This window comes from Rhodoferax sp. GW822-FHT02A01 (genome assembly GCF_038784515.1).
In the GTDB taxonomy this organism is placed as follows: domain Bacteria; phylum Pseudomonadota; class Gammaproteobacteria; order Burkholderiales; family Burkholderiaceae_C; genus Allorhodoferax.
Genome location: NZ_CP152376.1, coordinates 3,708,027 through 3,734,025 on the forward strand (window position 1 = coordinate 3,708,027; position 25,999 = coordinate 3,734,025).

Here is a 25,999-nt window from a genome sequence, read left to right on the forward strand (position 1 = left end):
GGCCTCGGGTGGGTGAATACGTGCACAATCGCCACCGTCGCAGGATACCTGCAAGCAGCCTAAATCATGAATGCAAATGACTTGGAATATGTCGGCTTTTTGCCTCGAGTCGGGGCAACGGTAATTGACGTACTTTTGCAGCTAGCCATTGCGGCGCCATTGACCTATGCGGTATATGGTCGATTCTCGTCACCTGGCCTGCAGTTCATGGGTGGGGCAGATTTCCTGATCAATTTCTTGTTGCCGGCAGCCTTGGTGATTTGGCTCTGGGTACGCTGGGGGGCAACACCGGGAAAGATGGCCATGTCGGCCAGGATCGTAGACGCCGACAGCGGCGCGCCCCTCACCACCGGCCGTTCTGCCATTCGATATCTGGGCTATTTCTTGTCCATGATCCCATTCGGCGTCGGATTTCTTTGGGTGGCGTTTGACCGCCGAAAACAGGGTTGGCACGACAAGATTGCAAACTCCGTTGTAGTTCGGCCTGCAGGTGCAGAAAAGGTCAAATTTAAAAGCGATGGAGATTGGAGGCGGGGATCTGACCAGTCGCGTGGCCCGACAGAGCCCACCCTTTGACGGCGCCACCCCCCACCGCCTGATTTTTGACCTGCACAATGGTGGATGCTGAGGTCAGCCGGTCTTCTTGAGCGTCACTTCTTCCGCATTCGACTTGAGCCCAGCAGCTTCGAACATCGCCGAGGCCGCCGTCGTCATCGACTCCAGTTCCGGGTCCATATCCAGCCTTTGCATAGATGGCCGTGGCCTTGTGGTCCTTGTGGTTGAGCGATTTCCCGATAACCAACAGGGATGCGCCGGTCTTGGCCTGCCATCCGCCCATGGTGCGGCGCAGTTTTTCGCTCGGCGAGGACTACTGTAGAAAAGTGGGGGTACAGGCGGGGGTACAAGAATAAAGGAAATGACAAGAAACCTTTACTTCATGCGGGTTTTAAGGCTTCTTTCAATAGACCCCAGCTCCACCATATGTTGTGTAAGTCCTTGATTTTATTGAGGATTTTTCATTTTGACTTTGCGGTTTTCCGCTCGGGTGTGCCATTTTGGTGTGCCAGAGCAGGGAGCTGCCTTGTCTATTCGCGTCCCGTCCCATCTCTACCGCCGTTCCGGCACCTTCTATTTCCGGTACATCGTGCCCCGGCACCTCCAGGCCACTGCCGGGCGGGCTGAGGTACGTTTCAGCCTGGGCAATGAGCAACGCCGGGCCGCCATAATCACCGCTTTGACACTAATTGCCGACCTGCCCCGCCTGGTTGGTTCGCTCCAACGCATGGCTGAAAACGACCAAATCGCGCCGCCTGACTTCTTCAAAAAGTGGCAGGTCGAAATAATCAAGAATGCCGGGCTCCGGGCTGAAATTGCCATTCTCAAGGAAACCATCCAAGAGCAGGAGTTCCAACTTGCCGGAATGGTTCCACGCAGCCAGGCAAAAGGGGTGGCAGTGCAAGCCCACATGCAGGGCCAGCTCAAAGGCAAGAAAGAGCTTGAGGCGGCTCTGGTATTCCCGTGGCCTGCAGAGCGCACAGCGCTGTTTTCCGAGCTGCTGGCGGCCTACCTCAAGAGCTTTACATACCGCCCGAAGGGTGGAGTCAGAAAGCCCCCTGGCGCAAAGACGCTTGAAGGCTATCGGGTGGACATTGAATTCTTTGTCAAAGTTATGGGAGATATGCGCATCGGTTCAATTGACCGTGAAGTTACAGGCCAGTATTTCAGCGTCTTGAGCCAGCTCCCTCCCAATATCAGCCGACTTGCCAAATACCGCGGGCTGAGCATCCCGGAGGTTTTGGGGCTGGGTGACCCACCGCAAAGCGAGTACAACGCCAGTAAGAAATTGGAGCGCCCAAGCGGCATGTTTAAGTGGGCACTGCTGGAGAAGCGCAAGTGGGGCATTGATTCGAACTCATTCGTGGGCTTTGGCCAGGCAGGTGACAACGCAACAAAGCGCCGGCCCTTCACCCATTACGAGCTCCGGGCGCTGCTAATGCACCCAAGCTACGTCACCCGAACGTTCACTTCAGCCTATTCATTTTGGTTGATATTGTTGGCCATCTTCACGGGAGCGCGTCTTGGCGAGCTGTGTCAATTGGACGTGAAGGATTTTGTGACTGTCGAGGGTATCGAGTGTGTCGATATCAACGATATTGAGGCAACAGAGGCAGTTGAAGACGGTGGCCGGAAAAAGCGGGTCAAGACCCGAAGCGCAAAGCGACTTGTGCCCATTCACCAGGAGCTGATTCGCTTGGGCCTGCTGCGGTACGTGCAGACTTTGCGTGAAAGAAACCAGGCGCACCTGTTCCCGGAGCTGAGCCGGACTCGACGCGACGGCCCTGCACAAGCTGCATCAAACTGGTTTCAGCGGTTTCGTGCGCGGGTGGGCATCATAACTAAGCAGGAAACGGTATTTCACAGTTTCCGGCATGGGTTCATCACGAACTTGCTTGATGCCGATGTGACTCCGCATATGGTCGCCCCAATTGTTGGGCACGAGGGCGAGTTAATTACCGGAAAAATCTACTGGAATACCAAAGACGCAACCAAGCGAGCGCCTACTGTTGCCGCCTTCGTTCTGCCCAAAGAGGTGCTGGCCCTCATGCCCTCAATTGAAGACATCAAGTTCGTCGCCCCTGGTGGTCCGAAAGTTGCCCAGCGAGTCGAACGCAGATAGTCTGCCTAAGTAGCCTTGCTGACGCTGGCGTAGCGCTTGACGGTGGCAATGCTCAGTCCGAAGTGCTCAGCGGTCTTCGCGATGCTGGCGGTGTGTTCCGACTTCCAAGCCGAGACGGCGGCGGCGTCACCTTTGAATGGTCGCCCCAGACTGGCCTTTCCTCTGTGTGTCTTAGCCGTCCAACGCCCACCGCGCATTGTCGGCATGTTGGTTTCGTTCAAACGTGCAGCAACGGAATTCAGGCTAAGACCACCGGCGCGCAGGCTTTCCAGTAGAGGCATGACGCGGGCAGCAAAAGCGGTCGATGCGGCAATGTTTCCGGCATGCCCTTTGGCCTGAGCGTCGGAAAGGTTCATTTTCTTTGGATCAGTTGTCCTGTTGCCGAGCTTGCCGGTGCCCACCATGGGGGCTAGCGCGTCTTTAGTTCGCTGCGAGATTAGCTGGCGCTCCTTTTGTGCGAGGGCGGCATATAAATGCAATATGAACGGGTCAGCGTCGGCGCCAAGTTCGGCAACCACGAACGGCACCCTGTTTGTCATCAATCCGGAAATGAATGCCACGTCCCGGCTCAGGCGGTCGAGTTTGCTGACAATGACGCAGCATTTCAAGCGCGCGGCTTTTGCCAGTGCCGCTTTTAGTTCGGGGCGGGCTTCAATGTCCAGCTTCCCGCTGCTTATCTCTTCAAAGGTCTCGACGACCCAGTAACCTTCAGCGGCGCAGAAACGCGCGAGCGCCAACGCTTGGGCGTCCAAGCCCAAGCCAGACTTGCCCTGTTCGCTAGTGGAAACCCGTTTGTAGAGGATGGCTTGCTTCATAAATTCTCCATGTGTGTCATCTCTAAACGACCGTTTAGTGTTGACAATTCTAATGCAAAAATGCAAAGTGATGTAAAAGTACATAAATATGATGTATAGTTGATGCTTCACGTTCAAAACGGACACCCTATGGCAATTCATCCAAATCGACTAACAGTTACCCTTGACGAGGACAGCATCGCGCTTTTGAGAGAGGTAGAGCTCATCGCAGGGCTGTCTCCTGCACAAACGGTGGCAAAACTTTGGCCCTCGCACCTTGAGGACCTTTGGGACTATGTGACTTGGTTCAAACAGCTACCACCTGGCCCCAGCAAGCTCCGGTCGTTGGCGCCCAATCTATTGCTGTCTTATGGGCCTGAACCCTTGAGAGAAGGCATTCGCAAAATTGACCCCAGTTACCAAACCGAAGGCGAACTTTTCGCCGCAACCCTGAAAGAAGCAAAATGAACATCACTTTTCACACCTTCGACGAAACCGCGAATATCTTGGAGTCAGCGACAGAACTGCAGCGGCTTGAAGGTTCAGGCGCAAACGTGACCCATGTTTTGCAGACTGGGGGGCGCAACATTCTGCTGGTTGTGTACGGTCTCGACGGCGAGTCAATAACCATTGGCGAGTGCATCGACGACGAAAATGGCAGCGTCCACACGCAGGCTCTAAACATGCTCCGTGAGGCGGCAAACGATGACTTTGCCGACAAAGCCGTCGGTGCCTGACAAGCCAATAACTTGGCGGGATGCGGTCTATGCCGGTGGCATTGAAAGGCCCCCAGAGCGTCCGGCAGTGCCGGACGCCTTCGACATCGACGCATGGCCTGTAACCAGGACAAAGACCTGGGCGCTCCCCATCCCCGTGGCTGGGGCTGGTGGCATCCTATCAATTGCAAGGCTCGTCGCAGACAAGCGGCTAAGCACTGACAAAAAACTGTTCAAGGCAAAGGTGCTGGCGCTGTCCAGCACCGACACGCAAACGCTTGTCACACGGATCGCGGTAACCGGCGATTCGCTCTTGCTGTGGGCGATTCACTTGGCGCTAGATGGCAGAGGTACCTTTTCGCGGTGGTCTATTCATCAACGTCTGGCAAAGGAACGCGGCATCTGCTTACTCGTCGAGAACACTCAACAACGCAGGATGCAAACACTTATTAGGACGGGGTAGCTCCAGGGCATTCTCTCTATAAGCAAACGAGCATCTTTGGTGCCGTTGCTGTCTTCAATCGAACAGCGTATTCCCGGATGCGTGAGGCTTAGAGAAAAATATGCTTTTAAAGGTCTTTCTCAAAGACAATGAGAGACACTCCTTCACTTTGAGGTACCGGCGTTCCTCGCTTCACCACGAGGCCGTTTTGACGCAGGGAAACTCCAAGAACGGAAAGGTACTCCGGTGTTTCATTGTGTTCAATAAGTCGTTGCAGTTCCTTACCCGCGCGCGTAAATGGTAGGGCTGGTATTCGGAAAGGTGCGCCAACAGGGCTGGACAATTGAATTGTGACGCCGTTGTTGAACGCCACACTTGGTTCTACCTTTGCCGTGGGATTTTGTTGGGAAAACCCAAACTCCATTTGCAAATTTTCTCCATCAAAAACCAATCCCGCGTCCCGTAAAGACAGAATATCTCCGAATTTCAGACCAAAGGGAGCCAACGAAGTGCTTAGCATTCCGTAAGGTACCGCGATCCATCCGTCGTTCATGGCAAGAGCGCAAGCCTTCCGAAAAAGCTCTGCTTCCGCCTTAGATAGCTGACGAAGAGCATCTAAAGTCCGCATGCTGTATGCCCCCGGCTGCGTAACCTCTCCGGCTAAAACCTTACCCCATAGGAATTGAAGGTCGGTATCGCAAACGTTTTCTGCTTCAACGAAAAATTTCCTTCGCCAATCTGCTCCGACGCTTTCCGACGACACGTGGGCGGGGAGCGCTGCAACAGCGAAGTCCACAATGGATTCAACGTTCAATTGCCCCTCAATTTCACGCGTCAACAGACGCTGTCGAGCGCGTTCAGCCAGTTCTGGGTGATCTTTGAATGCTTGCTGAATCTGTGCATTTGCGGCCGATATCTGTATGCTGTTAGCTTCAACGCCCGCCTCGGCATGAGCTTTCGCAATTGCTTTAATCTCGTATGCGCGAGCGTCTGCTTCATTTTTGATGGCTTTGGGGCGGTAATAGCACCCAATCGCAGAGGACACGACATCCAATAATTTAGTTAGCGGTTGGCTTAGCCCTGCGAGATCAGTGATTTCCATCGTCATATCCAGTACGCTTAGATCAGCATTTGAGACATCAAGAATCAATAAGTATCCACGAAATGCAGTGATTAGACGCAAAGCACCTAAATAGGGTTTGCACAGCGTGGCAGGCATAACAATGCATTACCAAAACGCAAATTTAGTGCTGCAAAGGTTAAGCCGAAATCCGCACTTGGCAAAATTGCGCTACTCCAACGCCTCAAGACGCATCAGTCACTTCGCCCATTTTCAGGCGGCGACGCTGCCAACCAGCAGGCATGAGGAAGATCAGCATTAGCAGCCCCGCCAAGCCCAGCTCTGCTACTGATGGCTCCGGCACTGTGAAGGAGATCGGCCAGATCGTCTCAGGATCGGGTAAGTAAGAAAACCGGCCCTTCGTCGCTGTGACTGCCTTCAATCGAACTACTAATTCCCGGAACTGAATCCTGTCTTCCAACCACCAGAATATACGAAATCACCAACAGGCCCAGCAAGCCCATCATCGCAATGGAAGGCTCCGGCACTGAGGCTGCAATAACGGGCAGGTAGCCTGCGGCCTCTGCAGCGGGCGTAAAAGGAATGTATAGAACGATGTTGAAGGCTGTGCCATCGTCTTTTGTCATAGTCAGATTTGCAATGGCCGGGGCAAATGCTGATATGAAACTTGCCCCGGCTCTTGAAAGGCCATTTTTGTCGGTCCAGAGGACCGAAAAGTCTGAGACACCCGCGTTCAGGGCTAGTACGGGCACAGGGCTATTTGGGATGGAGTCTTGTATTGGTGACCAACCACCATAGAAGGGCGCTTCCATGGTGGTCACACCGCCACCCTCTCCTTCAAAGTCGTAATGCCATCCACTAAAGTCCTGAAAGGGAATTAGCTCCACAAAAAATGGACTAACAGGCCCGATAGGTTGAGCCAAGGCTACTGGTGCAGTACCACCGACCGAGAGAACTGGAGGGGCTTCGACGGCAGGGCCGCAGCTGTTTCCGGCACATATAGTCAACGCTTCTGCGCTACCTACGGTACCCAAACTCGATGCCAGCAGCATCATGGTCATGAAGTTCATTATTCCTCCCCTTTGCTTCTTTGCAGCATTGAATCAAGTATTCATGACATGCATGAGTCGAGAAGAGAGAGGCGCAAACAGCATCCCCAAAACGCAAATTTAGTCCTGGTAAAGGTTAAGTGAAAACCTGCGCCTGGTAAAAAATGCCCAACCCCAACTCACCAAGGCGCAACAAACGTGCCGGTGTGGGAGTTTGCGGACGCCGGTTCAAGTGAGAAATGCGGACTTCATACCCGCTATCATCCGGCTAGGTGTGCCATTTCGGTGTGCCATTGTTCATCAACAATGCCGCTAAGTCATTGATTCATATGGAATACATTGGCCGGGTTCGTATCCCCCCAGCTCCACCATACCCCTAGACAAAGGCCGCCAAGATTAACCGCTTGGCGGCCTTTTTCATTGCAAATTGCCTGCTTGCAGATAAGTTTTGAATTGCACAGTGAAAGTGCCGCTAATTGATCAATTGTGCATTGACTTCATCAAGAAAATGAAGACGTTTGGTACTCATAACTTTCACATCATGAAGCAATTTGTTTTCAGCTTGAATCTGACTACGCAGGAGTACTTGCAGTATTACCGCGGCAGCGTCGATAAGGTCGTAGCCCAATGTGTTGATGGTCGCACGGTCCAGTTCCCGGCCGGACTGTTGGCGCCGCATGTGACCAGCTGGGGCGTTCGAGGGGAGTTTGTGTTGACCTGTGATGAAGATCGCAAAGGCGCACAGCTGATGCGTCGGCAATCCCATGCCATGGCGGCCGCCTTGTAACAGGAAGTGACTCGCCAAGTTTTTGCTCCAACCCGGATAGCAGAACGTCCGCCTACAGACTCCCGATTTACAGGCCGCCGAAGTGATGCACTTGGCGGCCTTTTTCTTGCCAGCAAGGAATCAAAGATCGCCGAAGGCCGAGGGCCGGTAGCTCAGGACTTTGGGGGCGTAGGACCTTTCTGAAAAGGCAGGGAAGACTTGGTCGTGAAGCTGCTGTAGTGTGATAAACGATGCAACCACTCGGAGGGGAAATCCTTCGCGCTGGTGACCACGCGTGTTGGTCAGTAGCTCGTTCATCAGGTCCGTAAATTCCTGGTTGCCCCAGAAAAATTTGATCTTTCTTGCTATTTCCGGATAGGCCTCCAGAACGAGCTGGTAGTTATCTTGCAAAGCGCTCATGATCAATAGAAAGTGGACGGATTCCCATTACAGATCCAGTGTTACTCACTCGCGAAATGCCAGAGCGTTGATGAGCGTTTCTTTTTCCGCTCATTTTTCAGCTTGCAGTGTGCCTCCTCAAGGGCTAGTTGCATCCCCATTTCAACTTCCATGGGCGCTGCCTGGCTTGACCTGAAACTGGATGCGCTGATAGATGGACTGCGCGTATTGATCTCGACGCCAGGGAGTGTTGGAATGGAAGGCACCTACGGCTTGCCAAGTGTTTCCGTGCCGAATCATGTGCAGTGACAGGATGTAGGCTCCCACATGCATATTGATACAAGGGTTGAGCAGGTTCTCTGACGTAATGCCGAACTTGCTCAGGTGCGGCAGCCATTTCGTGTTGATTTGCGTCAGGCCAACGTCCTGGCTACCATCCGCATTCACATGCACTGCGTTCGGGTTCAAACCGGATTCTTGGGCTGCAATGGCGTAGAGAACCTGTGAGTTCACCCCATACCGCTGGGCGGCGCCTTCCCAGCTGCATAGGTTTGTGCTGCCAGCCGAAGCAGTCCAAGACAGCAATGCCGTCAATAAGAAAATTGCAAATTTGAAGTTCATTGCCAGATAGCGGTGGTTTTCGGCATGGGTAAGTTGCTGGCATTGTCTTGTCAAGTGCTTGTTGGCAATGGGCGGAGAAAGGGGACTTTCCCCGCATTTTCTTTTTGGCACTTTGGGCAGCAACGTTGCGAAAAACCTCAACATGGAGCCCGAATCGCACGATATAAGCTTTGAAAGGCAATGCAGAACGCGCTACGCAGCTTGCGGCCACCATGCAAAATATATCGACACAGGAACTTCAGCGGCAGGTCAAGGAGCACACGCCTCTTGTAGAGGCGTTGGCAAGAAGCCTCGCGCGCAAGCTTCCATCGAACGTAGAAGCGGATGATCTGGTGCAAGACGGGCATGTTGCGCTGATCAATTCCATCCTGTCGACATCCAAAAAGCTGACGACGGCACATTTCAAGAATTATTTGGCGATGCGCGTACATGGCGCCATGCTGGACGGATTGCGCGAGCTGGACCACGGTTCGCGCCAGTTGCGCAGAGGCATGCGTGGCGTGGAGCTGGCGATCCAGAGGCTGGGGCATCAATTGGGCCGTATGCCACTGGAGCATGAAGTGGCGACGGAATTGGGCATGACGCTCAAGAAATACCAACGCATGCTGCAGGATGCGTCGGACTATGCCCTGATTTCCCTGGACGACATCATGGAGTCTGACGGGCGCGCAAAGGATCCTTTGGCCAATGTGGACTCCGACCCATTGAAGGTTCTGGAGCGCTCGGCTTTGAAAGATAGTCTGGCGTCAGCCCTGTTGGCTCTATCGAAGCAGAGCAGCGCAATCTTGCGCCTTTACTATGTGGAAGACCTCACGATGGTTGAAATCGGCAAGCTACTCCAGGTCAGTGAAGCGCGGGTCAGTCAGGTTCATGCCCAAGCCATAGCTGAATTGCGGGCCAGATTGCTGGATGGTTCCGGACTGATTCCGGTACTCAAGCCCAGGCGTTCACCCCGCGTTCGCTAGCGCCGGCTGGCTGGGCATTGCAATGTCACCGGTCGTCATTGTTATGGCGCCAACCGGGCAACGCGCCTCGCAACGGCGGCATCCTGTGCAGTTGGCCTCATCCTGTAATACCGCGAATTTGCGCCATTCGATTGTCCGGAACGCGATCAATGGCAAGGGGCAGGCCGCGATGCACCGACCGCAGCCGGTGCAACGGGTAGGATCAATCAAAGGAATCTGCGGCGCACGAGGCATGTCGGAAAGTGTAGCGATCAACGGCAATTTCGGCCAATTGCGGCGCGGCACTGCCATACTACGCGCCATGCAATTGCAGGACATTCTCTATTCCCAAGGCTTTGGCACGCGCCGCGTCTGTGCCGGACTGATTCAGCAGGGCCATGTACAAGTATTCGGTTCCGGAGGAGCGGAGCTATCACAGACTTGTACCGACGCTTCAGCAGAGTTCGATACCGAGGGGCTGCGCTTCAAGGTACAGGGCGTTGTCTGGCCATATGCGGAAAAGGCTTATCTGGTGCTGAACAAGCCCACGGCTACCGAGTGCTCGCAAAAGCCTTCGACCTATCCCAGCATATATACGCTGCTGCCTTCGCCGCTGCGCATGCGACCGCAAAAAGGCGCTGTCCAAGGTGTCCAGGCCGTTGGGCGGCTGGACCAGGACACCACTGGCATGCTGCTGTTGACCGACGATGGCAAGTTCATCCACCGCATGAGCTCGCCGCGCCACCATGTGCCCAAAGTTTACGAGGTGCGGGTGAAGCATCCCCTGGATGAACGCCAGATCAATAAGCTGCTGGAAGGCGTGGTGCTGGAAGATGACCCCAAGCCCGTGCGTGCAGCCGCATGCGAAGCGACCGGCGAGTTTGATCTGCGCCTGACCCTGACGGAAGGCAAGTACCACCAAGTCAAGCGCATGCTGGCTGCTGTGAGCAACCGGGTGGAGGGGCTGCACCGATCGCAAATTGGCGGCTTGAAATTGCCTGCGGATTTGGCGCCCGGCCAGTGGCGCTGGCTCTCATCTGATGATCTGGCGTTGATAGCGGGAGCATGAAAAACACCGCGACTCTCCCTCGTGCAATCGGGCTGCTCATGATGTGCGCCCTGGTTCAGCCAGCGCATTCTGCAGAGGCTGGAAGTCCGCAGGCGTGCGCGCAACCGGTGTACCTGACGGTAGCCCCCGGGCACATGGAGTTTGCCCCGCAGGTCGCCGATATATTGCGCAGGCAGCAGGTGACGGCGACCTTTTTTGCCTCCAACCTGAGCACCCGAAATGGTGGCGGAAGTCTGGGGGAGCAATGGGGCAGTTGGTGGAAAGTGATCGCCCAGCAAGGGCATGAGTTCGCGTCACAGACCTATGATCACGTCGTCTGGCGGGGCGATGTGGCAGGCTATAAACCGGCCTTTCGCATGAAGCCGGAATCTGGAGCCTTTGCAGGGCGTGAGTTCACTTTTGATCCGCCCAAGTATTGCGAACAGATCGGGCATGCCGCGGACCGCATTGCCTATTACACCGGAAAGAAACCCTTGCCACTCTTTCATGCCCCGGCGGGAAAGGTGTCATCCAAGCTGCTGGCGGCCGCCAGTGCGTGTGGCTACGCGTATGTCGGAGCGACCGGGGCTGGGCACTTGGTGGGCAGCCTGTCAGTTCGGTCGGCTGCCGCAGATATCCGTGCCGGTGACGTGTTGCTCGTGGATCTGGAGACTTCGGCGTCGGCCAAACCCTGGGCCGTGGATAACCTGGAGGCTCTGATCGTCGGGCTCAAGGAGCGTGGTCTGTGTTTTGAAAGCCTGCGCAAGCATCCCGTTTTCAAGGACTGGATCGCAAACCACGGCGGCTGATGCATGTTTCGGGTACACGGTATGCTCAGCGTATGAACCTGTTTTTGGATTCTTTCTGGCGCGCTGCGGTGTACTGTGTGCGCCCGCGCGTGATTGCGCTCTCTGTCCTGCCGTTGGTGCTGATCGTTCTGCTCACCATGGTTACAGGCTACTTCTTCTGGGACATGGCACTGGATCAGGTGCGCGTGTGGATAGATTCGTTTCCCTATCTCGATCAAGTCTGGCAATGGCTGGAGAGCGTAGGTGCCGGCAAGCTCAAGGCCGTACTGGCCCCGTTGCTGGTGGTGTTTGCCGTGACCCCCCTGATCGTTGTGATCTCCATGCTGACGGTTGCGCTGATGATGACGCCTGCCTTGGTCAATCTGGTCGCGGCGAATCGTTTTGCCGGTCTGGAAGTCCGGCAAGGAGGCGGTCTTGCCTCCAGTCTGGCGTGGTCGTTGTTCTCCACTCTGCTGGCGGCTCTGGCTCTTTTGGTTTCGGTTCCCCTGTGGTTGTTGCCTCCGCTGGTTTTGCTGATCCCCCCTTTGATATGGGGTTGGCTAACCTACCGTGTGATGGCGTTCGATGCGCTGGCCAAACATGCCAGCAAGGAAGAGCGCCGATTGCTGTTCAAGCGACACGGAACCTGGCTGCTGTTGATGGGCGTGATCTGTGGCTACCTGGGTGCATCCCCCAGCGTGGTGTGGGCCATGGGCGCAGGTTTTGCGCCGGCCTTCGTGTTCCTGGTGCCCATGGCCATCTGGATTTACACCCTGGTTTTTGCCTTTGCTTCGCTTTGGTTTACCCACTATTGCCTGGGTGCTTTGCATGCACTGCGTCAACAGACCAACGCCCAAGCCGAAGTGCCTGCTTCCGCACCTGCCGCACAGGAGGTGACCCCTGTGCCGCTCGTTGGCGGCCCCTCATCTCAGACGCAACCTTCGCCTTAGAAAGTCCGTTTATGCATTTTGGAATCATCATCATTGGCGACGAAATACTGTCCGGGCGCCGTGAAGACAAGCACTTGTCAAAGGCCATTGAACTCTTGGGCGCGCGCGGATTGCCTTTGGCATATGCCGATTACGTCGGAGATTCACCCGATCGCATCACGGCCACGCTCCAGCGTGCATTTGCCTCCGGCGATGTGGTCTTTTCATTTGGAGGTATAGGTGCAACGCCGGATGACCATACGCGCCAGTGTGCGGCAGCAGCCTTGCAACGGCCCTTGCTCTTGCATCCGGAAGCCAAACTGCTGATCCAGGAACGCATGCGCGCTTTGGCGCTGGAGAAGGGCGTTCCCTACGAACCTGAGCGGGATGACAACAAGCACCGGTTGAACATGGGCGTGTTTCCCGAAGGCGCCCAGATCATCCCTAACCCGTACAACAAAATACCCGGCTTTAGCTGCACAGGCGCCGCAGAAGGTGCGGTGCACTTCGTGCCCGGCTTTCCCGTGATGGCACACCCCATGGTGGAATGGGTGCTAGACACCTACTATGCAGCCCACTTCCGCCAGGATGCATGGCAGGAGAATTCGCTGATCGTATTTGGTGCCATGGAGGCTACCTTGACGCCCCTGATGGAGCACATTGAGCAGGCACATCCGGTGAAGGTTTTTAGTTTGCCTAGCGTGGACCATCCGGAATACGGTCGTCATATTGAGCTGGGCGTCAAGGGACTTCCCGGGGCAGCAGAGGCCGCATATCGGGAAATGGTCGCAGCGCTGAAGGCAATGGATGTCCCACTGGGTCCCGAAATGGTGCGCAAATAAAACGCACCATATAAGGGCAATTCGTGGTAGCCCCAAAATGGGGCGTCAAGATGGTGCTTGTTTGCCTGTCGTAACCTGATGGGCTGAGAAATCCCTGAATCTCAGGGCAAAATGGCCTGTGTTCTCAGAATGGTTTGCCGGAAGGTTCTGGCACAAAAGCTGCATTGAGAATTCGGCAATCCTTTTTTAACCGTGCAACAGGAGTTATTGATGGCCAAGACCGTCGCAGACGTGATGAAGATGGTAAAAGAAAGCGAAGTCAAGTTTGTTGACTTCCGTTTTACCGATACCCGTGGCAAGGAGCAGCACGTCACTGTGCCAATCTCCGCCTTTAACGAAGACAAATTTGTTTCCGGCCATGCTTTTGACGGTTCTTCCGTCGCCGGCTGGAAGGGCATTGAAGCATCGGACATGCAGCTCATGCCCGACGCCAACACCGCCAACATCGACCCTTTCTTTGAAGAAACCACGCTGTTCCTGCAGTGTGACGTGGTTGAGCCCAGCGACGGCAAGGCCTATGACCGTGACCCCCGCTCCATCGCCAAGCGCGCTGAAGCCTACCTCAAGGCTTCCGGCCTGGGCGACACGGCCTACTTTGGTCCGGAACCCGAATTCTTCATTTTTGACGGCGTGCGTTGGACCAACGAACCCGGCAAGGTGTTCTTCGAAATCGAAGAGTACGAAGCTCCCTGGAACAGCGGCGCCAAGCTCGAAGGTGGCAACCGCGGTCACCGTCCCACGGTTAAGGGCGGCTACTTCCCCGTTCCCCCGGTGGACAGCACGCAAGACATGCGCGCTGAAATGTCCCTGATCCTCGAATCCCTGGGCATTCCAGTTGAAGTGTTCCACCACGAAGTGGCTGGCGCTGGCCAAAACGAAATCGGTACCAAGTTCAGCACCCTGGTTGAGCGTGCCGACTGGACCCAAGTCCTGAAGTACGTGGTCTGGAACGTGGCAAATGCCTACGGCAAGACCGCCACCTTCATGCCCAAGCCCTACGCTGGCGACAACGGCTCCGGCATGCACGTGCACCAGTCCATCTGGAAAGACGGCAAGAACCTGTTTGCTGGTGACGGCTATGCCGGTCTGTCGGACTTCGCGCTGTACTACATCGGCGGCATCATCAAGCACGCCCGCGCCCTGAACGGCATCACCAACCCTGGCACCAACAGCTACAAGCGCTTGGTTCCTGGATTCGAAGCCCCAGTGAAGCTGGCTTACTCTGCCAAGAACCGTTCTGCCTCCATCCGTATCCCGTTTGTGGCGAACCCCAAGGGCCGTCGCGTGGAAGCCCGCTTCCCCGATCCTTCTGCCAACCCCTACCTGTGCTTCTCTGCACTGATGATGGCGGGTCTGGACGGCGTGGAAAACAAGATTCACCCCGGCGAAGCTGCCACCAAGGACCTGTACCATCTGCCTCCCGAGGAAGATGCACTGGTGCCAACCGTGTGCCACAGCCTCGATCAGGCGCTGGACTACCTGGACAAGGACCGTGCGTTCCTGACCAAGGGTGGCGTGTTCACCGATTCCATGCTGGATGCCTACATCGATCTGAAGATGCAGGAAGTGACCCGCTTCCGTATGGCACCCCATCCGGTGGAATACGACATGTACTACTCCCTGTAATCAGGTGTGTGCGAAGCGTCTCCTTGCGGGGATGCTCACGGGAAGGACTGCGCAAGCAGTCCTTTTTCGTTGGCGGATCTGCTGCCCAAATGGTAAAGATCCAAGGCGGCTTTGGGTACATTCAGTACGCTGCTGTTTTTGGCGCATACTGCTAGCTTGCCCCGACCTTCGCAATGGGTGGACTGATAATGAAATTTGTTTTTTCCGTATGTCTTCTGGTTTCGGCACTCTCGGTGGCTTGGGCTGCCGATGACCGCATCTATCGGTGTGGCAACGAATACACCAATACGGTTTCGGAGGCTCAGGCCAAGAATTGCAAACTGATTTCCGGCGGCAATGTCACGGTCATTCAGGCGGTCAAGCCGCCCCCTGGCAAGTCCAGCGCACCGCGCGGTGATTCAGCAGACCAGCGTGCCAAGGATTCCGATGCCCGACTGATCCTGGAAGGTGAACTCAAGAAGGCCGAAGCCAGACAGGCCGAATTGCTCAAGGAATACAACAACGGAGAGCCCGAAAAACTGGGGCCGGAAACCCGCAACTACCAGAAGTATCTGGATCGTGTGGCTGACCTCAAGGCTGCCATTGCCCGGGGCGAAGCCGATATCGCAGGTATCAAGCGGGAACTGGCGCGTGTTGCGCAACAGGGGGGATCGTCTTCCTCCGGCGCGTCCAATTCCAATGGGAAATAGTTCGCTTGAACAAGACTGACTTAACTCCTGAATCTGAAAGTCCACAGAACACGTCCGTGTCTGTCTACCAGTCGTTTGACTTGCTGGCTACCCTGGTCACGGTGGTTGACAGGGATGGTTTGGTCCTGTTCTCCAACGCGGCACTGGAGGATGTGCTGGGCATATCGCGCAGATCCATTGTTGGTTCCGTCTTTGCCGATGCCTTCACTGAGCCCAGCCAGTTGCAGAACGCGCTGGAGGGTGCCAGCGAGAATGAATTCGCCGCTCTACGCTACGACGCCTGGCTCAAGCGCGTGGGTTACGAGGCAATGCCCGTGCATGTCATCGTCACCCGTACCGACCTGGGTGACGAAATCGTGGTGGAGATGGTGCCGCTGGAGCAGCAGGCAAGGCAAGACCGTGAAGAGCGGCTGATGGAGCAGGCGCAGACCAACAAGGAACTCATCCGCAATCTGGCACACGAAATCAAGAACCCGCTGGGCGGAATCCGCGGTGCGGCACAGTTGCTGGAGCTTGAGATCGATTCACCGGAACTCACCGAATACACGCAGGTCATCATTCACGAGGCCGATCGTCTGCAGAGTCTGGTGGACCGCTTGCTGGCTCCGCACCGCAGACCCCATCTGGTAGGTGACGTGAACATCCACGAAGTGTGCGAGCGTGTGCGCTCTCTCATACTGGCTGAGTTCCCCAAAGGTCTGCGTGTGTTACGCGACTATGACACCTCCATTCCCGAGTTCCGCGGGGACCGTGAGCAATTGATACAAACAGTGCTCAACATCGCGCACAACGCTGCGCAAGCACTCAGTGAACGCATTGCCGACGGTGATGCAGAGCTGACATTCATCACGCGTGTTGTAAGGCAAATAACATTTGGTAAGCAGCGCTACCGGTTGGCATTGGAATTGCATGTCATCGACAACGGACCTGGCGTGCCAGATTCGATCAAGGACCGCATTTTCTATCCGCTGGTGTCGGGCAGAGAAGGCGGTTCTGGCCTGGGACTGACATTGGCGCAAACCTTTGTTCAACAGCACCATGGTTCGATCGAAGTTGATAGCGTGCCCGGCCGTACGGACTTCAAGATTCTGATTCCGTTACCGTAATGCCAGACACAAGGGACAAGATAACCATGAAGCCGATTTGGATCGTTGATGATGACCAATCCATACGCTTCGTGCTTGAGAAAGCACTGCTAAGAGAGCATTTGCCCACGCGCAGTTTTTCCAATACACGTGACGTTCTGGCGGCGCTATCGACCGCGGCCGAAGACGAAGGCCCGCAGATTCTGGTGAGTGACATCCGCATGCCGGGTGGCTCTGGCCTGGAATTGCTGGAAAAGGTCAAGGCCAAGTATCCCGGCTTGCCGGTGATCATCATGACTGCGTTCTCCGATCTGGACAGCGCTGTCAGCGCTTTTCAGGGCGGTGCCTTCGAGTACCTGCCCAAGCCATTTGATTTGACCAAAGCCGTCGAACTGATTCGCCGCGCCGTGGAAGAAAGCCAGCGCGAAGAGGTCAGTGAAGAGCGCATGGCCGAAACGCCCGAGATGCTGGGGCAGGCTCCCGCCATGCAGGACGTGTTCCGTGCCATTGGACGCCTGTCGCAGAGCAACGTCACGGTGCTCATCACTGGCGAGTCAGGCTCCGGCAAGGAACTGGTGGCGCGTGCACTGCACAAGCATTCACCGCGTGCCAGCGGTCCGTTTGTTGCCATCAACACCGCAGCCATTCCTAAGGACTTGCTGGAAAGCGAGCTGTTTGGCCATGAGCGAGGTGCCTTCACCGGTGCTCAGACCATGCGCCGTGGGCGTTTCGAACAGGCTGACGGCGGCACGCTGTTTCTGGACGAAATTGGCGACATGCCGTTCGAGTTGCAGACGCGTCTGTTGCGCGTGCTGTCCGACGGACATTTCTACCGCGTGGGCGGCCACAGCGCCGTCAAGACGAATGTGCGCGTCATTGCCGCTACGCACCAGGATCTGGAGCAGCGTGTCAAGGAAGGTGTATTCCGCGAAGACTTGTTCCACCGCCTCAACGTGATTCGCCTGCGCCTGCCTGCCTTGCGCGAGCGCAAGGAGGACGTGGCCATGCTGACCCGCCACTTCCTGCAGCAGAGCGCCAAGCAACTGGGTGTGGAGCCCAAGCGCATTTCTGAGGCCGCACTGACCTGGCTGGAAGGCTTTGCCTTTCCCGGCAACGTGCGCCAGTTGGAGAATCTGTGCCATTGGCTGACAGTGATGGCGCCGGCGCAGCTGATTGAACCCAAGGACTTGCCACCGGAGGTAGGTGTGGCCCGGACCGATCAGTCGCCCAAAGTGCCTGTAGCGCCCGGTGCCGGGATTGCGCCTGTGGTGGCAACCATTCCTGCAGGGGATGCCCCCATGGCTGCAACGTCCGCTGTCGCACTCGTAGCGCCGGTCCAGACCGAGGTGGTTCAGGGCTGGGAAACGGGTCTGGAAGGTGAGGCCATAGCCCTGCTGAGCTCGGGCCGATTGGACGTGTGGGATGAGCTGACCAAACGCTTTGAGTCACGCCTGATCCTGGCTGCGCTGGCCAGTACCAAGGGGCGGCGCATCGAGGCCGCCCACAAGCTGGGCATTGGCCGCAACACCATCACCCGCAAGATCCAGGAGCTGGGCCTAGAGTGAGTTGATCTCCACGATCACGGGAGCGTGGTCGCTGGGGCGCTCATTCTTGCGCGGCGTCTTGTCAATCGTGCAGGCCGTCACCTGCGGTTTGAGCGCATTGCTCACCAGGATATGGTCGATGCGCAGACCGCGGTTGCGCCGGAACGCCATGTCGCGGTAGTCCCACCAGCTGTAGCTCTTGGGCGGTTGCTCGAACAGGCGCAGGCTGTCGGTCAATCCCAGTGCGATCAGTGCGCGCAGCTGGTAGCGTTCTTCCTCGGTGCAATGGATCTGGTCGCGCATGCCTACCGGGTCCCACACATCCAGGTCGTCAAACGTGATGTTGTAGTCACCCATGAGCAGCAGACGAGGGTGCGTCACCAGTTCCGCCTTGAGCCAGTTGCGCAGGCCCTTGAGCCATTCCATCTTGTATTCGAACTTGTCGGTGCCCGGTGCTTGGCCGTTCGGGAAATACGCGCCCACGACCCGCACGGCCTGCACACCCTCGCCCACGGTGCCGGTGATCACACGGGCCATGTCGTCGTCAAAGCCAGGGATGTTTTTCACCACATCGCTGACCGGCGAGCGCGACAGCAAGGCCACACCGTTGTAGGTCTTTTGGCCAAAGCAATGCGCCTCATAGCCAGCCTGGGCAAACGACTCGAACGGGAACTTGTCGTCGGTCATCTTGAGTTCCTGCAGCACCAGCACATCCACCGGGTTGGTGGCCAGCCAGTCCAGCACTTGCGGCAGCCGCACGCTCAGGGAGTTCACGTTCCAGGTGGCGTATTTCATGGATTTGCTCATTGCGAATAGGGTTGTTGAAGGGTCATGCTGCGGCACTATAGTTGGTGCATTGTGCCAACTCGCCGGAGCTGTTGATGAAGAAGTGCGCGCCTGCAGACCAGTCTGTTTACTCTCCCATGGCAGCCTTGCGCGCTGTGCGCATTTCCATGGCGCTTGCGGCACTGGTCACGTTGCTCTGCGCCACTCTGGTGCCTGCTGCTCGGGCCGACGAGCCGGTGCATGTGTCGCTGATCGCCATCAATGATTTCCACGGCAATATCCTGCCGCCCGCAGGCAGCGTGCTGATGCCTGACGCTGCCAATGCCAGCGGCACACGCGTGGCTGCAGGAGGCGCTGCCTATCTGGCCAGTCTGGTGCGAGAACTGCGCGCGCAAAACCCCGGGCGCACGCTGGTGGTGGGGGCGGGGGACCTGGTGGGGGCCACGCCGCTGGCCTCCGGCCTGTTCCATGACGAACCCACCATCGAGGTGCTCAACCAGATCGGGCTGGACATCTCCAGCGTGGGCAACCACGAATTCGACAAGGGGCGCAAGGAGTTGCTTCGCTTGCAAAATGGTGGCTGCTATCCCCGCGCCGAGGATGGCAGCACCGGGATCGTGGGCAAGGACACCTGCATGAACGCAGGTGGCTTTCCGGGTGCCCGGTTCCAATACTTGGCGGCCAATGTGGTAGACACCCGCACCGAGCAGACGCTGCTGCCCGCCACCGCCTTGCGCGAAGTTGGCGGCGTGAAGATTGGTTTCATCGGCCTGACGTTGCGCGCTACGCCGTCGGTGGTGACACCCGCAGGTGTGGTGGGCCTGCGTTTTGTGAGCGAGGTGGCAACGGTCAACAAGCTGGCACCCCAGTTGAAGGCGCAAGGCGCAGCTGCAGTCGTGGTGCTGATTCACCAGGGCGGGCAAACCGGTGCGCGCACGGTCCAAGACAAGACCTGTCCGGATTTCAGCGGCCCTATTCTCGATCTGGCCGACGGGTTTGACTCAGCCGTGGATGTGGTGGTCAGCGGCCATACCCATCAGGAATACGTGTGCACCCGGCCGGACGGAAAGCTGGTCACGCAGACCGGCTTCTATGGCCGCCTGCTCACACGTATCGACTTGCAGATCGACGCCATGGCCCGCAAGGTGGTGGCCAAGGACGCCAACAACTTCGTCGTGCTCAATGGGGCGGTGGTCAAGGACATCAATGGCAATCCGCTGCCATTGCCCCAAGGCGCCAAGGCGCTGGAGCCCGACCCGCAGGTGGAGGCCATTGTGCGACGTTACGGTGACCTGACCGCACCGCTGTCCGAGATGGAAGTGGGGCGCCTGACCGCGCCGCTGGAACGCCGCACCAATGCAGCGGGCGAAAGCACCCTGGGTGCGCTGATTGCCGATGCCTTTCTGGCGGGAACGTCCGACAGCAGCTACGGCGACAAGCCTGCACAGATCGCCTTTACCAATCCAGGTGGACTGCGCAGCGATCTCACCAGCAGTCTCACCGTCACTTTCGGACAGCTGTTCAATGTGCTGCCCTTCAACAACACCCTGGTTACCATGGATCTGACGGGCGCACAAATCCTGCGTTTGCTGGAGCAGCAATGGGAGCGGCCCCAACCCGCAGGTGGGCGCGTTCTGCCCGTGTCGCAGGGTTTCAGCTATGTGTGGGATGCCAGCAAGCCCGAAGGGGCCGCACCGGGGACCGGCCACCGCGTGGTGCCCGGCTCCATGCGCCTGAACGGTGAGCCCATGGAGATGGACAAGCTCTACCGCGTCACGGTCAACAGCTTCATGGCCAGTGGCGGTGACGCCTTCAATGTGTTCAAGAGCGGCCGCAATGTGCAGGAAGGTGACAATGACCTGGCCGTGACCAAGCTCTACCTGCGCGTCAAGGGCCTTGTCCAACCGCCGGTGATGGGGCGCATCCAGCGGCTGAACTGATTACTACAGGTGCATCGCAGCCAGGCCACCCACGATCACACCCAATCCGCCCACGCCAAACATGGCGTACTCCAGCCATTTCTTCTTGGTCAGCAGGGCAATGGCAGCCAGCGCAATAGCCACCTGGAGCACCGTGGTGGCTTGTGCCCAGCGGTGGTGCTGGTGCATCTGCTCATCGCTCTGGTGGTCCCACTCGGTGGCTTCGCCCTCGAGCTTTTCCGCAGCAACCTTGATCTCGGCTTTCTCTTTTTCGTAACGGTCTATCTTGGCCTGGTAGGTGGGCTGCTTGGCTTCCGGGGCCAGATCGCGCGCTAGCTCGGCCAGGGACTGCTTGGTGCTCTTGGCCTGGAAGTAGTTCCACTGATTGGAGGCTTCGGCTTTCTTGAGCGCCGCGTTGTTCTTGAACAGTCCCGCGTTGGCCTGGGTTGCGCCGCCCATGTAGGAAAAGATGGCACCCACCGTGGCGATGATGGCAGTGAACATCGCGATCTGGTTGATCATGCCGCCGCCTTTGCCATGGTCGCCATGGCCGCCTTGCACCGCATGCTCCAGCTCATGGTCGTGGGGGCCATGCACGTGAAATCCACCTTCAGACATTCTTCAAACTCCTGTGTTGTGTTCTAGGGTAATCAAACGATATGACAGCCCGTTGGCTGCCACGTGTTCTTCGCGGGCAGTCTCCCGCCATGTCGCATCGAATGTAGGGGCAAATGCGTCGCCTTCAACATCCACATCGATCTCGGTAATCACCGCCGAGGCGGCCAGGGGCAGTGCCAGTGCATACATTTGCGCGCCGCCTATGACCCAGGCGTTTTCGGCGATGCCGCACAAGGCTAAGGCGGCTTGCAATGAATCGGCGCGCAATGCGCCTGCCTCTTGCCAGTCGGCTTGGCGCGTCACCACCACATTGGCGCGGCCGGGCAGGGGGCGGAAACGGGGTGGTAGCGAATCCCAGGTCTTGCGGCCCATGATGACCGGGCAGCCCAGGGTGGTGCGCTTGAAATGCGCCATGTCTTCCGGCAGATGCCAGGGCAAGGCGTTGTCCTTGCCGATGACGCCGTTGCGGCTGCGGGCGAAGATGAGGTGCAGCTTCATCGTGCTCACACGGCCACAGGCGCCTTGATGGCGGCGTGGCTCTGGTAGTCCAGCACTTCAAAGTCCTCGTAGGCGTAGTCAAAGATCGAGTCGGGTTTGCGCTTGATGTGCAGTGTGGGGTAGGGGAATGGCGCGCGGCTGAGCTGTTCTTCTACCTGTTCATGGTGGTTGCTGTAGATGTGGCAGTCGCCACCGGTCCAGATGAAGTCGCCCACCTCCAAGTCACATTGCTGGGCCAGCATATGGGTCAGCAGCGCATAGCTGGCGATGTTGAAAGGCACGCCCAGCAGGATATCGGCGCTGCGCTGGTAGAGCTGGCAGCTCAGGCGCCCTTTGTCGCCGGGATTTTCGCCGGGTGCCACATAGAACTGGAAGAACGCATGGCAGGGCATGAGCGCCATCTTGGAGAGGTCAGCCACGTTCCAGGCGCTCACAATCATGCGGCGCGAATCGGGGTTGGTCTTGAGCGTCTTGACCAGCTCGCTGATCTGGTCGATGTGGCCACCGTCCGGTGTGGGCCAGCTGCGCCACTGCACGCCGTACACCGGGCCCAAGTCGCCATCCGGCTTGGCCCACTCGTCCCAGATGGATACGCCGCGTTCCTTGAGCCAGTTGTTGTTGCTGGAGCCGGTCAGGAACCAAAGCAGCTCCTGGATGATGGAGCGCAGGTGCACCTTCTTGGTGGTGACCAGGGGAAAGCCTTCATTTAGGTCAAAGCGCATCTGGTAGCCAAACACGCTGCGCGTACCGGTACCGGTGCGGTCGGTCTTCTGGACGCCCGTGGTGTACACGTGGCGCATGAAATCTTCGTATTGGGAGCGCACGGGGCGCTGGGTTTGCGGGTTTGTCATGACACTTTGGAACATGGTGGTGTTGGCCCCTATTGTCGCTGGTGCGGAGTCCGGGTGTCAGAGCGGTATGCTCCGTGTCCCCCGCCCGCTGCGCGGGCTCCTCCTTTACCTGCGCATACCGCTCTGACGCCCGGACTCCTTCGGGCCTCGGGGCCGTTTCTGACGCCTTTCCTGGTCAGGGTTTGAGCATGCGGCCGGGGTTCATCAGGTTCTGTGGGTCCAGTGCCTGCTTGATGCTGCGCATCAGGCCCAGGGCTACGGGGGATTTGTGCTCTGCGAGTTTTTCGCGCTTGAGGCTGCCGATGCCGTGTTCGGCGGAGATGGAGCCATTGTAGCGGTCCACCTGGTCATAGACCAGGGCATTCATGGGCTTTTCCTGGTCGCGCAGGAAGGCCTCGGCATCGCTGCCTTCGGGGGCTTGCACGTTGTAGTGCAGATTGCCGTCCCCCAGGTGGCCATAGGCCACCATGCGCGCGCCAGGAAAGGCCTGCGCGATCTGCGCATCGGTCTCGCGCACAAAGTCGGGAATGCGCGACACCGCGATGGAGATGTCGTGCTTGATGTTCAGTCCTTCCTGGGCCTGGGCCAGGGGAATACTTTCGCGGATATGCCAGAGCGCACGGGCCTGGGCCAGGCTTTCGGCCACCACGGCATCCAGCACGCAGCCGTCTTGCAGGGCTTCCTCCAGCAGGGTTTCCAGCAGGGTGCGCGCGTGGGCTTCGGAGTCGTGGTCGGACACCTCCAGCACCACGCAATACGGGTCTTCGCCGTCAAAGGGAATGTGCTGCTGCGGGAAGTGTTTGCGCACCAGGCTGAGTGCAAAGTCGCCCATGACTTCAAAACCGGTCAAGCCAGCGCTCAGCGTCTTGTGGGCCAGACCCAGCAGCTCGACCGCCGCATCCAGCGAAGGCACCGAAGCAAAAGCGGTGAGCATGGCCGCCGGCATGGGCACCATCTTCATGGTGGCTGCGGTGATCACGCCCAGCGTGCCTTCCGAGCCAATGAACAGGTGGCGCAAGTCGTAGCCGGTGTTGTCCTTGCGCAAACCGGTGAGGCCGCTCCAGATCTCGCCCTGCGCCGTCACCACTTCCAGGCCCAGGCAGAGTTCGCGCGTATTGCCGTAGCGCACGACCTGGGTGCCTCCCGCATTGGTGCCCAGATTGCCGCCTATGGTGCAGCTGCCCTCAGCCGCCAGGCTCAAGGGGAACAGGAAACCTTGGGCTTCACAGGCCTGCTGCAAAGTCTGCAACACACAGCCAGCTTCCACGGTCACCGTCAGATTGGCGGCGTCCAGGGTACGTATCTTGTTCATGCGGGTCAGGCTCAGTACGAGCTGGGTGCCGCTGGCGTCCGGCGTCGACCCCACGACCATGCCGGTGTTGCCGCCTTGCGGCACCACGCTGATGCCGGATGCGACACAGGCCTTGATCACGGCAGCCACTTCCTCTGTAGTGGCAGGCCGCACCACGGCCAGGGCCTTGCCCCGCTGTCGCTTGCGCCAGTCCAGTTCCCAGGCGCTCAGATCACCTTCGGTGAGGACGTGGGCATCGCCCACGATGGCGCGCAGGGTGTGCAAAAAGGTGTCTTGTGCAATAGGGGGCATGCTGTAAGGAACTCTCAGGCAGGCTGCTGGTCCGCAGTCTGTGCGGTGGCAAATTTGGCATTGCGCTGGCGTGCGCGCACGTGCAGGGTGCAGGCCACGAACAGCACCAGGCACAAGGCGGTTTCCAGCATGGCAAGGTAGTTGCCCGGGGCCTTGTCGCCCCAGGCGCGCACCACGCCTTCGATGAAATACAGCCACACCATCAGGCTGACCCAACGGTAGGTGTACATGCGGTTTTTCAGAATCCCGGCAATGGGTATGCACAGGGGCAACACCTTGAGTGCCAACCAGCTGCCGCCGGGGCGCAAGGGGCTGAGCCACAGCTCCCAGAGCAAGCCCAGCACCACCAGACCGAGCAGACTGCCCAAGGCAAGCCAGCGGCTGGCACTCACGGTGGCGGTGGTACTGGGAACGAGGGGAGGGGAAGAGGGGGCAATGAACATGGCAGTGGCATCATAGCGGGATGCAATTGTTTGAACGTTTTCTTGTCTGGCTGTCCGAAGTGTCCAGCGTGCGCTGGCGTGACGCTGCCCATATGCTGCGTGAGCGCTTCCGCGAGGACCGGCTGGGCCTGACCGCCAGTAGCCTGACTTTCACCACCACCATTGCCTTGGTTCCGCTGATCACGGTGGCGCTGGCGGTGCTGACGGCCTTTCCCATGTTCTCCAAGTTCCAGGACGTGTTGCAGAAGTGGCTGATCGAAAGCCTGGTGCCCGACAACATCGCCCGCCAGGTGCTGGGCTACCTCAACCAGTTTGCCGGCAAGGCCAGCAAACTGGGTTTTGCGGGTCTGGCGGCATTGGCTGCCAGCGCACTGGCGCTCATCTTCACGATTGACCGCACGCTCAACAGCATCTGGCGCGTGCGCGCCAAGCGGCCGCTGGGCCAGCGCGTGCTGATCTACTGGTCCGCCATGACCCTGGGGCCGGTGGTACTGGGCGCCAGCCTGACCATGACCTCTTACGCGCTATCCGCCTCCAAGGGGCTGGTGGGTGCCATGCCGGGAGGGCTGGGATTCCTGCTCGATGTGCTGCAGTTCCTGTTGGTTGCGGGTGGCATGGCGGCCATGTTCCATTACGTGCCCAATACCTTTGTGCGCTGGGGGCATGCCTGGATGGGCGGCCTGTTTGTTTCCGCCTGCATGGAAGTGGCAAAGAGGTTACTGGCCATCTACATCAGCAAGGTGCCAACCTACTCGGCGGTCTACGGTGCCTTTGCCACCTTGCCGATTTTGCTGGTGTGGATCTACATGGCGTGGGTCATCGTGCTTCTGGGGGCGGCACTGACGGCCTATGTGCCCAGCCTGATCGCTGGCATCCCGCGCAAGCGCAGCGGCGTCGGCTGGCAGTTCCAACTGGCGCTGGAAGTGTTGGGTGAGCTGGATCGCGCGGCGGGCCAGGAGGACAAGGGCCGGACCCTGGCGCAGCTGTGCCAGATACTGGCGACCGATGCCCAGCGCATGGAGCCCGTGATGGAAGCGCTGATTGCCATGGACTGGGTCGGCCAGCTCAATGAGTCAGACGCCTATGGCTCGGCTGCACGCTATGTGCTGCTGGCGCGCCCAGAAGTGGTGACCCTGGAGCCCTTGATGCATGCCTTACTGCTGCCGCGCGTGGCGGCCACCGAAAAGCTCTGGCAGCACGCGCACTGGCCCACCATCACGCTGCGTGAGGTCATCTAGCAC

The 25,999-nt window shown here is 58.0% G+C and carries 28 protein-coding genes; 15 read left to right on the forward strand and 13 right to left on the reverse strand.

Going from position 1 to position 25,999, the window contains the following annotated elements; genetic code table 11:
* Positions 1 to 66: 66 nt before the first annotated feature.
* On the forward strand, positions 67 to 576 hold the full coding sequence (locus tag AAGF34_RS17460; protein WP_342616982.1) for an RDD family protein: 510 nt from the start codon (positions 67 to 69) through the stop codon (positions 574 to 576).
* A gap of 505 nt (positions 577 to 1,081) precedes the next feature.
* Positions 1,082 to 2,677: a site-specific integrase gene (locus AAGF34_RS17465; RefSeq protein WP_342616983.1), complete on the forward strand. Its 1,596-nt coding sequence runs from the start codon at positions 1,082 to 1,084 to the stop codon at positions 2,675 to 2,677.
* A gap of 5 nt (positions 2,678 to 2,682) precedes the next feature.
* Here the strand turns inward: AAGF34_RS17465 and AAGF34_RS17470 are convergent, their stop codons facing one another.
* Positions 2,683 to 3,492, reverse strand: a complete 810-nt coding sequence (locus tag AAGF34_RS17470) for a recombinase family protein (protein ID WP_342616984.1) — start codon at positions 3,490 to 3,492, stop codon at positions 2,683 to 2,685.
* Between the two features lie 129 nt (positions 3,493 to 3,621).
* Here AAGF34_RS17470 and AAGF34_RS17475 point away from each other — a divergent pair, with 129 nt between their 5' ends.
* Entirely contained in the window at positions 3,622 to 3,939 is a 318-nt protein-coding gene (locus AAGF34_RS17475) for a hypothetical protein (protein ID WP_342616985.1), read from the forward strand.
* Positions 3,936 to 4,208, forward strand: a complete 273-nt coding sequence (locus tag AAGF34_RS17480; protein WP_342616986.1) for a hypothetical protein — start codon at positions 3,936 to 3,938, stop codon at positions 4,206 to 4,208. The genes AAGF34_RS17475 and AAGF34_RS17480 overlap by 4 nt, the downstream gene beginning before the upstream one ends.
* Before the next feature lie 548 nt (positions 4,209 to 4,756).
* Here AAGF34_RS17480 and AAGF34_RS17485 read toward each other — a convergent pair.
* From AAGF34_RS17485 to AAGF34_RS17505, 5 genes are all read right to left on the reverse strand, one after another.
* Positions 4,757 to 5,848, reverse strand: coding sequence for a DUF2806 domain-containing protein (locus AAGF34_RS17485; protein ID WP_342616987.1), 1,092 nt, complete (start codon positions 5,846 to 5,848; stop codon positions 4,757 to 4,759).
* A 230-nt stretch (positions 5,849 to 6,078) separates the two neighbouring features.
* Positions 6,079 to 6,780, reverse strand: coding sequence for a hypothetical protein (locus AAGF34_RS17490; protein ID WP_342616988.1), 702 nt, complete (start codon positions 6,778 to 6,780; stop codon positions 6,079 to 6,081).
* A 451-nt stretch (positions 6,781 to 7,231) separates the two neighbouring features.
* The gene (locus AAGF34_RS17495; RefSeq protein WP_342616989.1) at positions 7,232 to 7,564 is read right to left on the reverse strand and encodes a hypothetical protein; all 333 of its coding nucleotides are present in this window, start codon (positions 7,562 to 7,564) and stop codon (positions 7,232 to 7,234) included.
* 102 nt (positions 7,565 to 7,666) lie between these two features.
* Entirely contained in the window at positions 7,667 to 7,945 is a 279-nt protein-coding gene (locus AAGF34_RS17500; RefSeq protein ID WP_342616990.1) for a hypothetical protein, read from the reverse strand.
* Between the two features lie 141 nt (positions 7,946 to 8,086).
* Positions 8,087 to 8,689, reverse strand: coding sequence for a lytic transglycosylase domain-containing protein (locus AAGF34_RS17505; protein WP_342616991.1), 603 nt, complete (start codon positions 8,687 to 8,689; stop codon positions 8,087 to 8,089).
* Between the two features lie 68 nt (positions 8,690 to 8,757).
* Between AAGF34_RS17505 and AAGF34_RS17510 the strand changes: the two genes are divergently transcribed.
* Positions 8,758 to 9,510 carry a FliA/WhiG family RNA polymerase sigma factor gene (locus tag AAGF34_RS17510; protein WP_342616992.1) on the forward strand — a complete coding sequence of 251 codons (753 nt, stop codon included), beginning with the start codon at positions 8,758 to 8,760 and terminating at the stop codon, positions 9,508 to 9,510.
* On the opposite strand, the gene AAGF34_RS17515 is transcribed toward AAGF34_RS17510, so the two are convergent.
* Positions 9,493 to 9,828, reverse strand: coding sequence for a ferredoxin family protein (locus AAGF34_RS17515; protein WP_342616993.1), 336 nt, complete (start codon positions 9,826 to 9,828; stop codon positions 9,493 to 9,495). The genes AAGF34_RS17510 and AAGF34_RS17515 overlap by 18 nt on opposite strands.
* Between AAGF34_RS17515 and AAGF34_RS17520 the strand changes: the two genes are divergently transcribed.
* The 8 genes from AAGF34_RS17520 (at position 9,812) to ntrC (ending at position 18,061) form a co-directional block, all read left to right on the forward strand.
* Positions 9,812 to 10,558 carry a 16S rRNA pseudouridine(516) synthase gene (locus AAGF34_RS17520; protein ID WP_342616994.1) on the forward strand — a complete coding sequence of 249 codons (747 nt, stop codon included), beginning with the start codon at positions 9,812 to 9,814 and terminating at the stop codon, positions 10,556 to 10,558. The two genes, AAGF34_RS17515 and AAGF34_RS17520, sit on opposite strands and share 17 nt — an antisense overlap.
* Positions 10,555 to 11,346 carry a polysaccharide deacetylase family protein gene (locus AAGF34_RS17525; RefSeq protein WP_342616995.1) on the forward strand — a complete coding sequence of 264 codons (792 nt, stop codon included), beginning with the start codon at positions 10,555 to 10,557 and terminating at the stop codon, positions 11,344 to 11,346. Before AAGF34_RS17520 ends, AAGF34_RS17525 begins: the two co-directional genes overlap by 4 nt.
* Positions 11,347 to 11,378: 32 nt before the next feature.
* Complete coding sequence (locus tag AAGF34_RS17530; RefSeq protein WP_342616996.1) at positions 11,379 to 12,275, forward strand: EI24 domain-containing protein; 897 nt, start codon at positions 11,379 to 11,381, stop codon at positions 12,273 to 12,275.
* Positions 12,276 to 12,286: 11 nt separating this feature from the next.
* Positions 12,287 to 13,096 (forward strand): molybdopterin-binding protein, encoded by an 810-nt coding sequence (locus AAGF34_RS17535; RefSeq protein WP_342616997.1) that lies wholly within the window; start codon positions 12,287 to 12,289, stop codon positions 13,094 to 13,096.
* A 210-nt stretch (positions 13,097 to 13,306) separates the two neighbouring features.
* Positions 13,307 to 14,722, forward strand: a complete 1,416-nt coding sequence (gene glnA / locus AAGF34_RS17540; protein ID WP_342616998.1) for a type I glutamate--ammonia ligase — start codon at positions 13,307 to 13,309, stop codon at positions 14,720 to 14,722.
* 188 nt (positions 14,723 to 14,910) lie between these two features.
* Positions 14,911 to 15,411 (forward strand): hypothetical protein, encoded by a 501-nt coding sequence (locus AAGF34_RS17545; RefSeq protein WP_342616999.1) that lies wholly within the window; start codon positions 14,911 to 14,913, stop codon positions 15,409 to 15,411.
* Between the two features lie 56 nt (positions 15,412 to 15,467).
* Positions 15,468 to 16,517, forward strand: a complete 1,050-nt coding sequence (gene glnL, locus AAGF34_RS17550) for a nitrogen regulation protein NR(II) (protein WP_342617000.1) — start codon at positions 15,468 to 15,470, stop codon at positions 16,515 to 16,517.
* 26 nt (positions 16,518 to 16,543) lie between these two features.
* A complete protein-coding gene (gene ntrC, locus AAGF34_RS17555; protein WP_342617001.1) occupies positions 16,544 to 18,061 on the forward strand; it encodes a nitrogen regulation protein NR(I) in 1,518 nt (505 codons plus the stop codon).
* On the opposite strand, the gene xth is transcribed toward ntrC, so the two are convergent.
* Positions 18,053 to 18,835 (reverse strand): exodeoxyribonuclease III, encoded by a 783-nt coding sequence (xth, locus tag AAGF34_RS17560; protein ID WP_342617002.1) that lies wholly within the window; start codon positions 18,833 to 18,835, stop codon positions 18,053 to 18,055. The two genes, ntrC and xth, sit on opposite strands and share 9 nt — an antisense overlap.
* Positions 18,836 to 18,921: 86 nt before the next feature.
* Between xth and AAGF34_RS17565 the strand changes: the two genes are divergently transcribed.
* A complete protein-coding gene (locus AAGF34_RS17565) occupies positions 18,922 to 20,766 on the forward strand; it encodes a bifunctional metallophosphatase/5'-nucleotidase (protein WP_342617003.1) in 1,845 nt (614 codons plus the stop codon).
* A 3-nt stretch (positions 20,767 to 20,769) separates the two neighbouring features.
* On the opposite strand, the gene AAGF34_RS17570 is transcribed toward AAGF34_RS17565, so the two are convergent.
* The 5 genes from AAGF34_RS17570 to AAGF34_RS17590 all read right to left on the reverse strand — a co-directional run bounded on the left by AAGF34_RS17570 (position 20,770) and on the right by AAGF34_RS17590 (position 24,758).
* A complete protein-coding gene (locus AAGF34_RS17570; protein ID WP_342617004.1) occupies positions 20,770 to 21,363 on the reverse strand; it encodes a DUF4337 domain-containing protein in 594 nt (197 codons plus the stop codon).
* A 3-nt stretch (positions 21,364 to 21,366) separates the two neighbouring features.
* Positions 21,367 to 21,861: a dihydrofolate reductase gene (locus AAGF34_RS17575; RefSeq protein WP_342617005.1), complete on the reverse strand. Its 495-nt coding sequence runs from the start codon at positions 21,859 to 21,861 to the stop codon at positions 21,367 to 21,369.
* A 5-nt stretch (positions 21,862 to 21,866) separates the two neighbouring features.
* Entirely contained in the window at positions 21,867 to 22,712 is an 846-nt protein-coding gene (locus tag AAGF34_RS17580; RefSeq protein ID WP_342617006.1) for a thymidylate synthase, read from the reverse strand.
* A 175-nt stretch (positions 22,713 to 22,887) separates the two neighbouring features.
* Entirely contained in the window at positions 22,888 to 24,315 is a 1,428-nt protein-coding gene (locus AAGF34_RS17585) for an FAD-binding oxidoreductase (RefSeq protein ID WP_342617007.1), read from the reverse strand.
* Between the two features lie 14 nt (positions 24,316 to 24,329).
* Complete coding sequence (locus tag AAGF34_RS17590; protein WP_342617008.1) at positions 24,330 to 24,758, reverse strand: DUF2069 domain-containing protein; 429 nt, start codon at positions 24,756 to 24,758, stop codon at positions 24,330 to 24,332.
* Between the two features lie 20 nt (positions 24,759 to 24,778).
* Here AAGF34_RS17590 and AAGF34_RS17595 point away from each other — a divergent pair, with 20 nt between their 5' ends.
* A complete protein-coding gene (locus tag AAGF34_RS17595; protein WP_342617009.1) occupies positions 24,779 to 25,996 on the forward strand; it encodes a YhjD/YihY/BrkB family envelope integrity protein in 1,218 nt (405 codons plus the stop codon).
* Positions 25,997 to 25,999 lie beyond the last annotated feature (3 nt).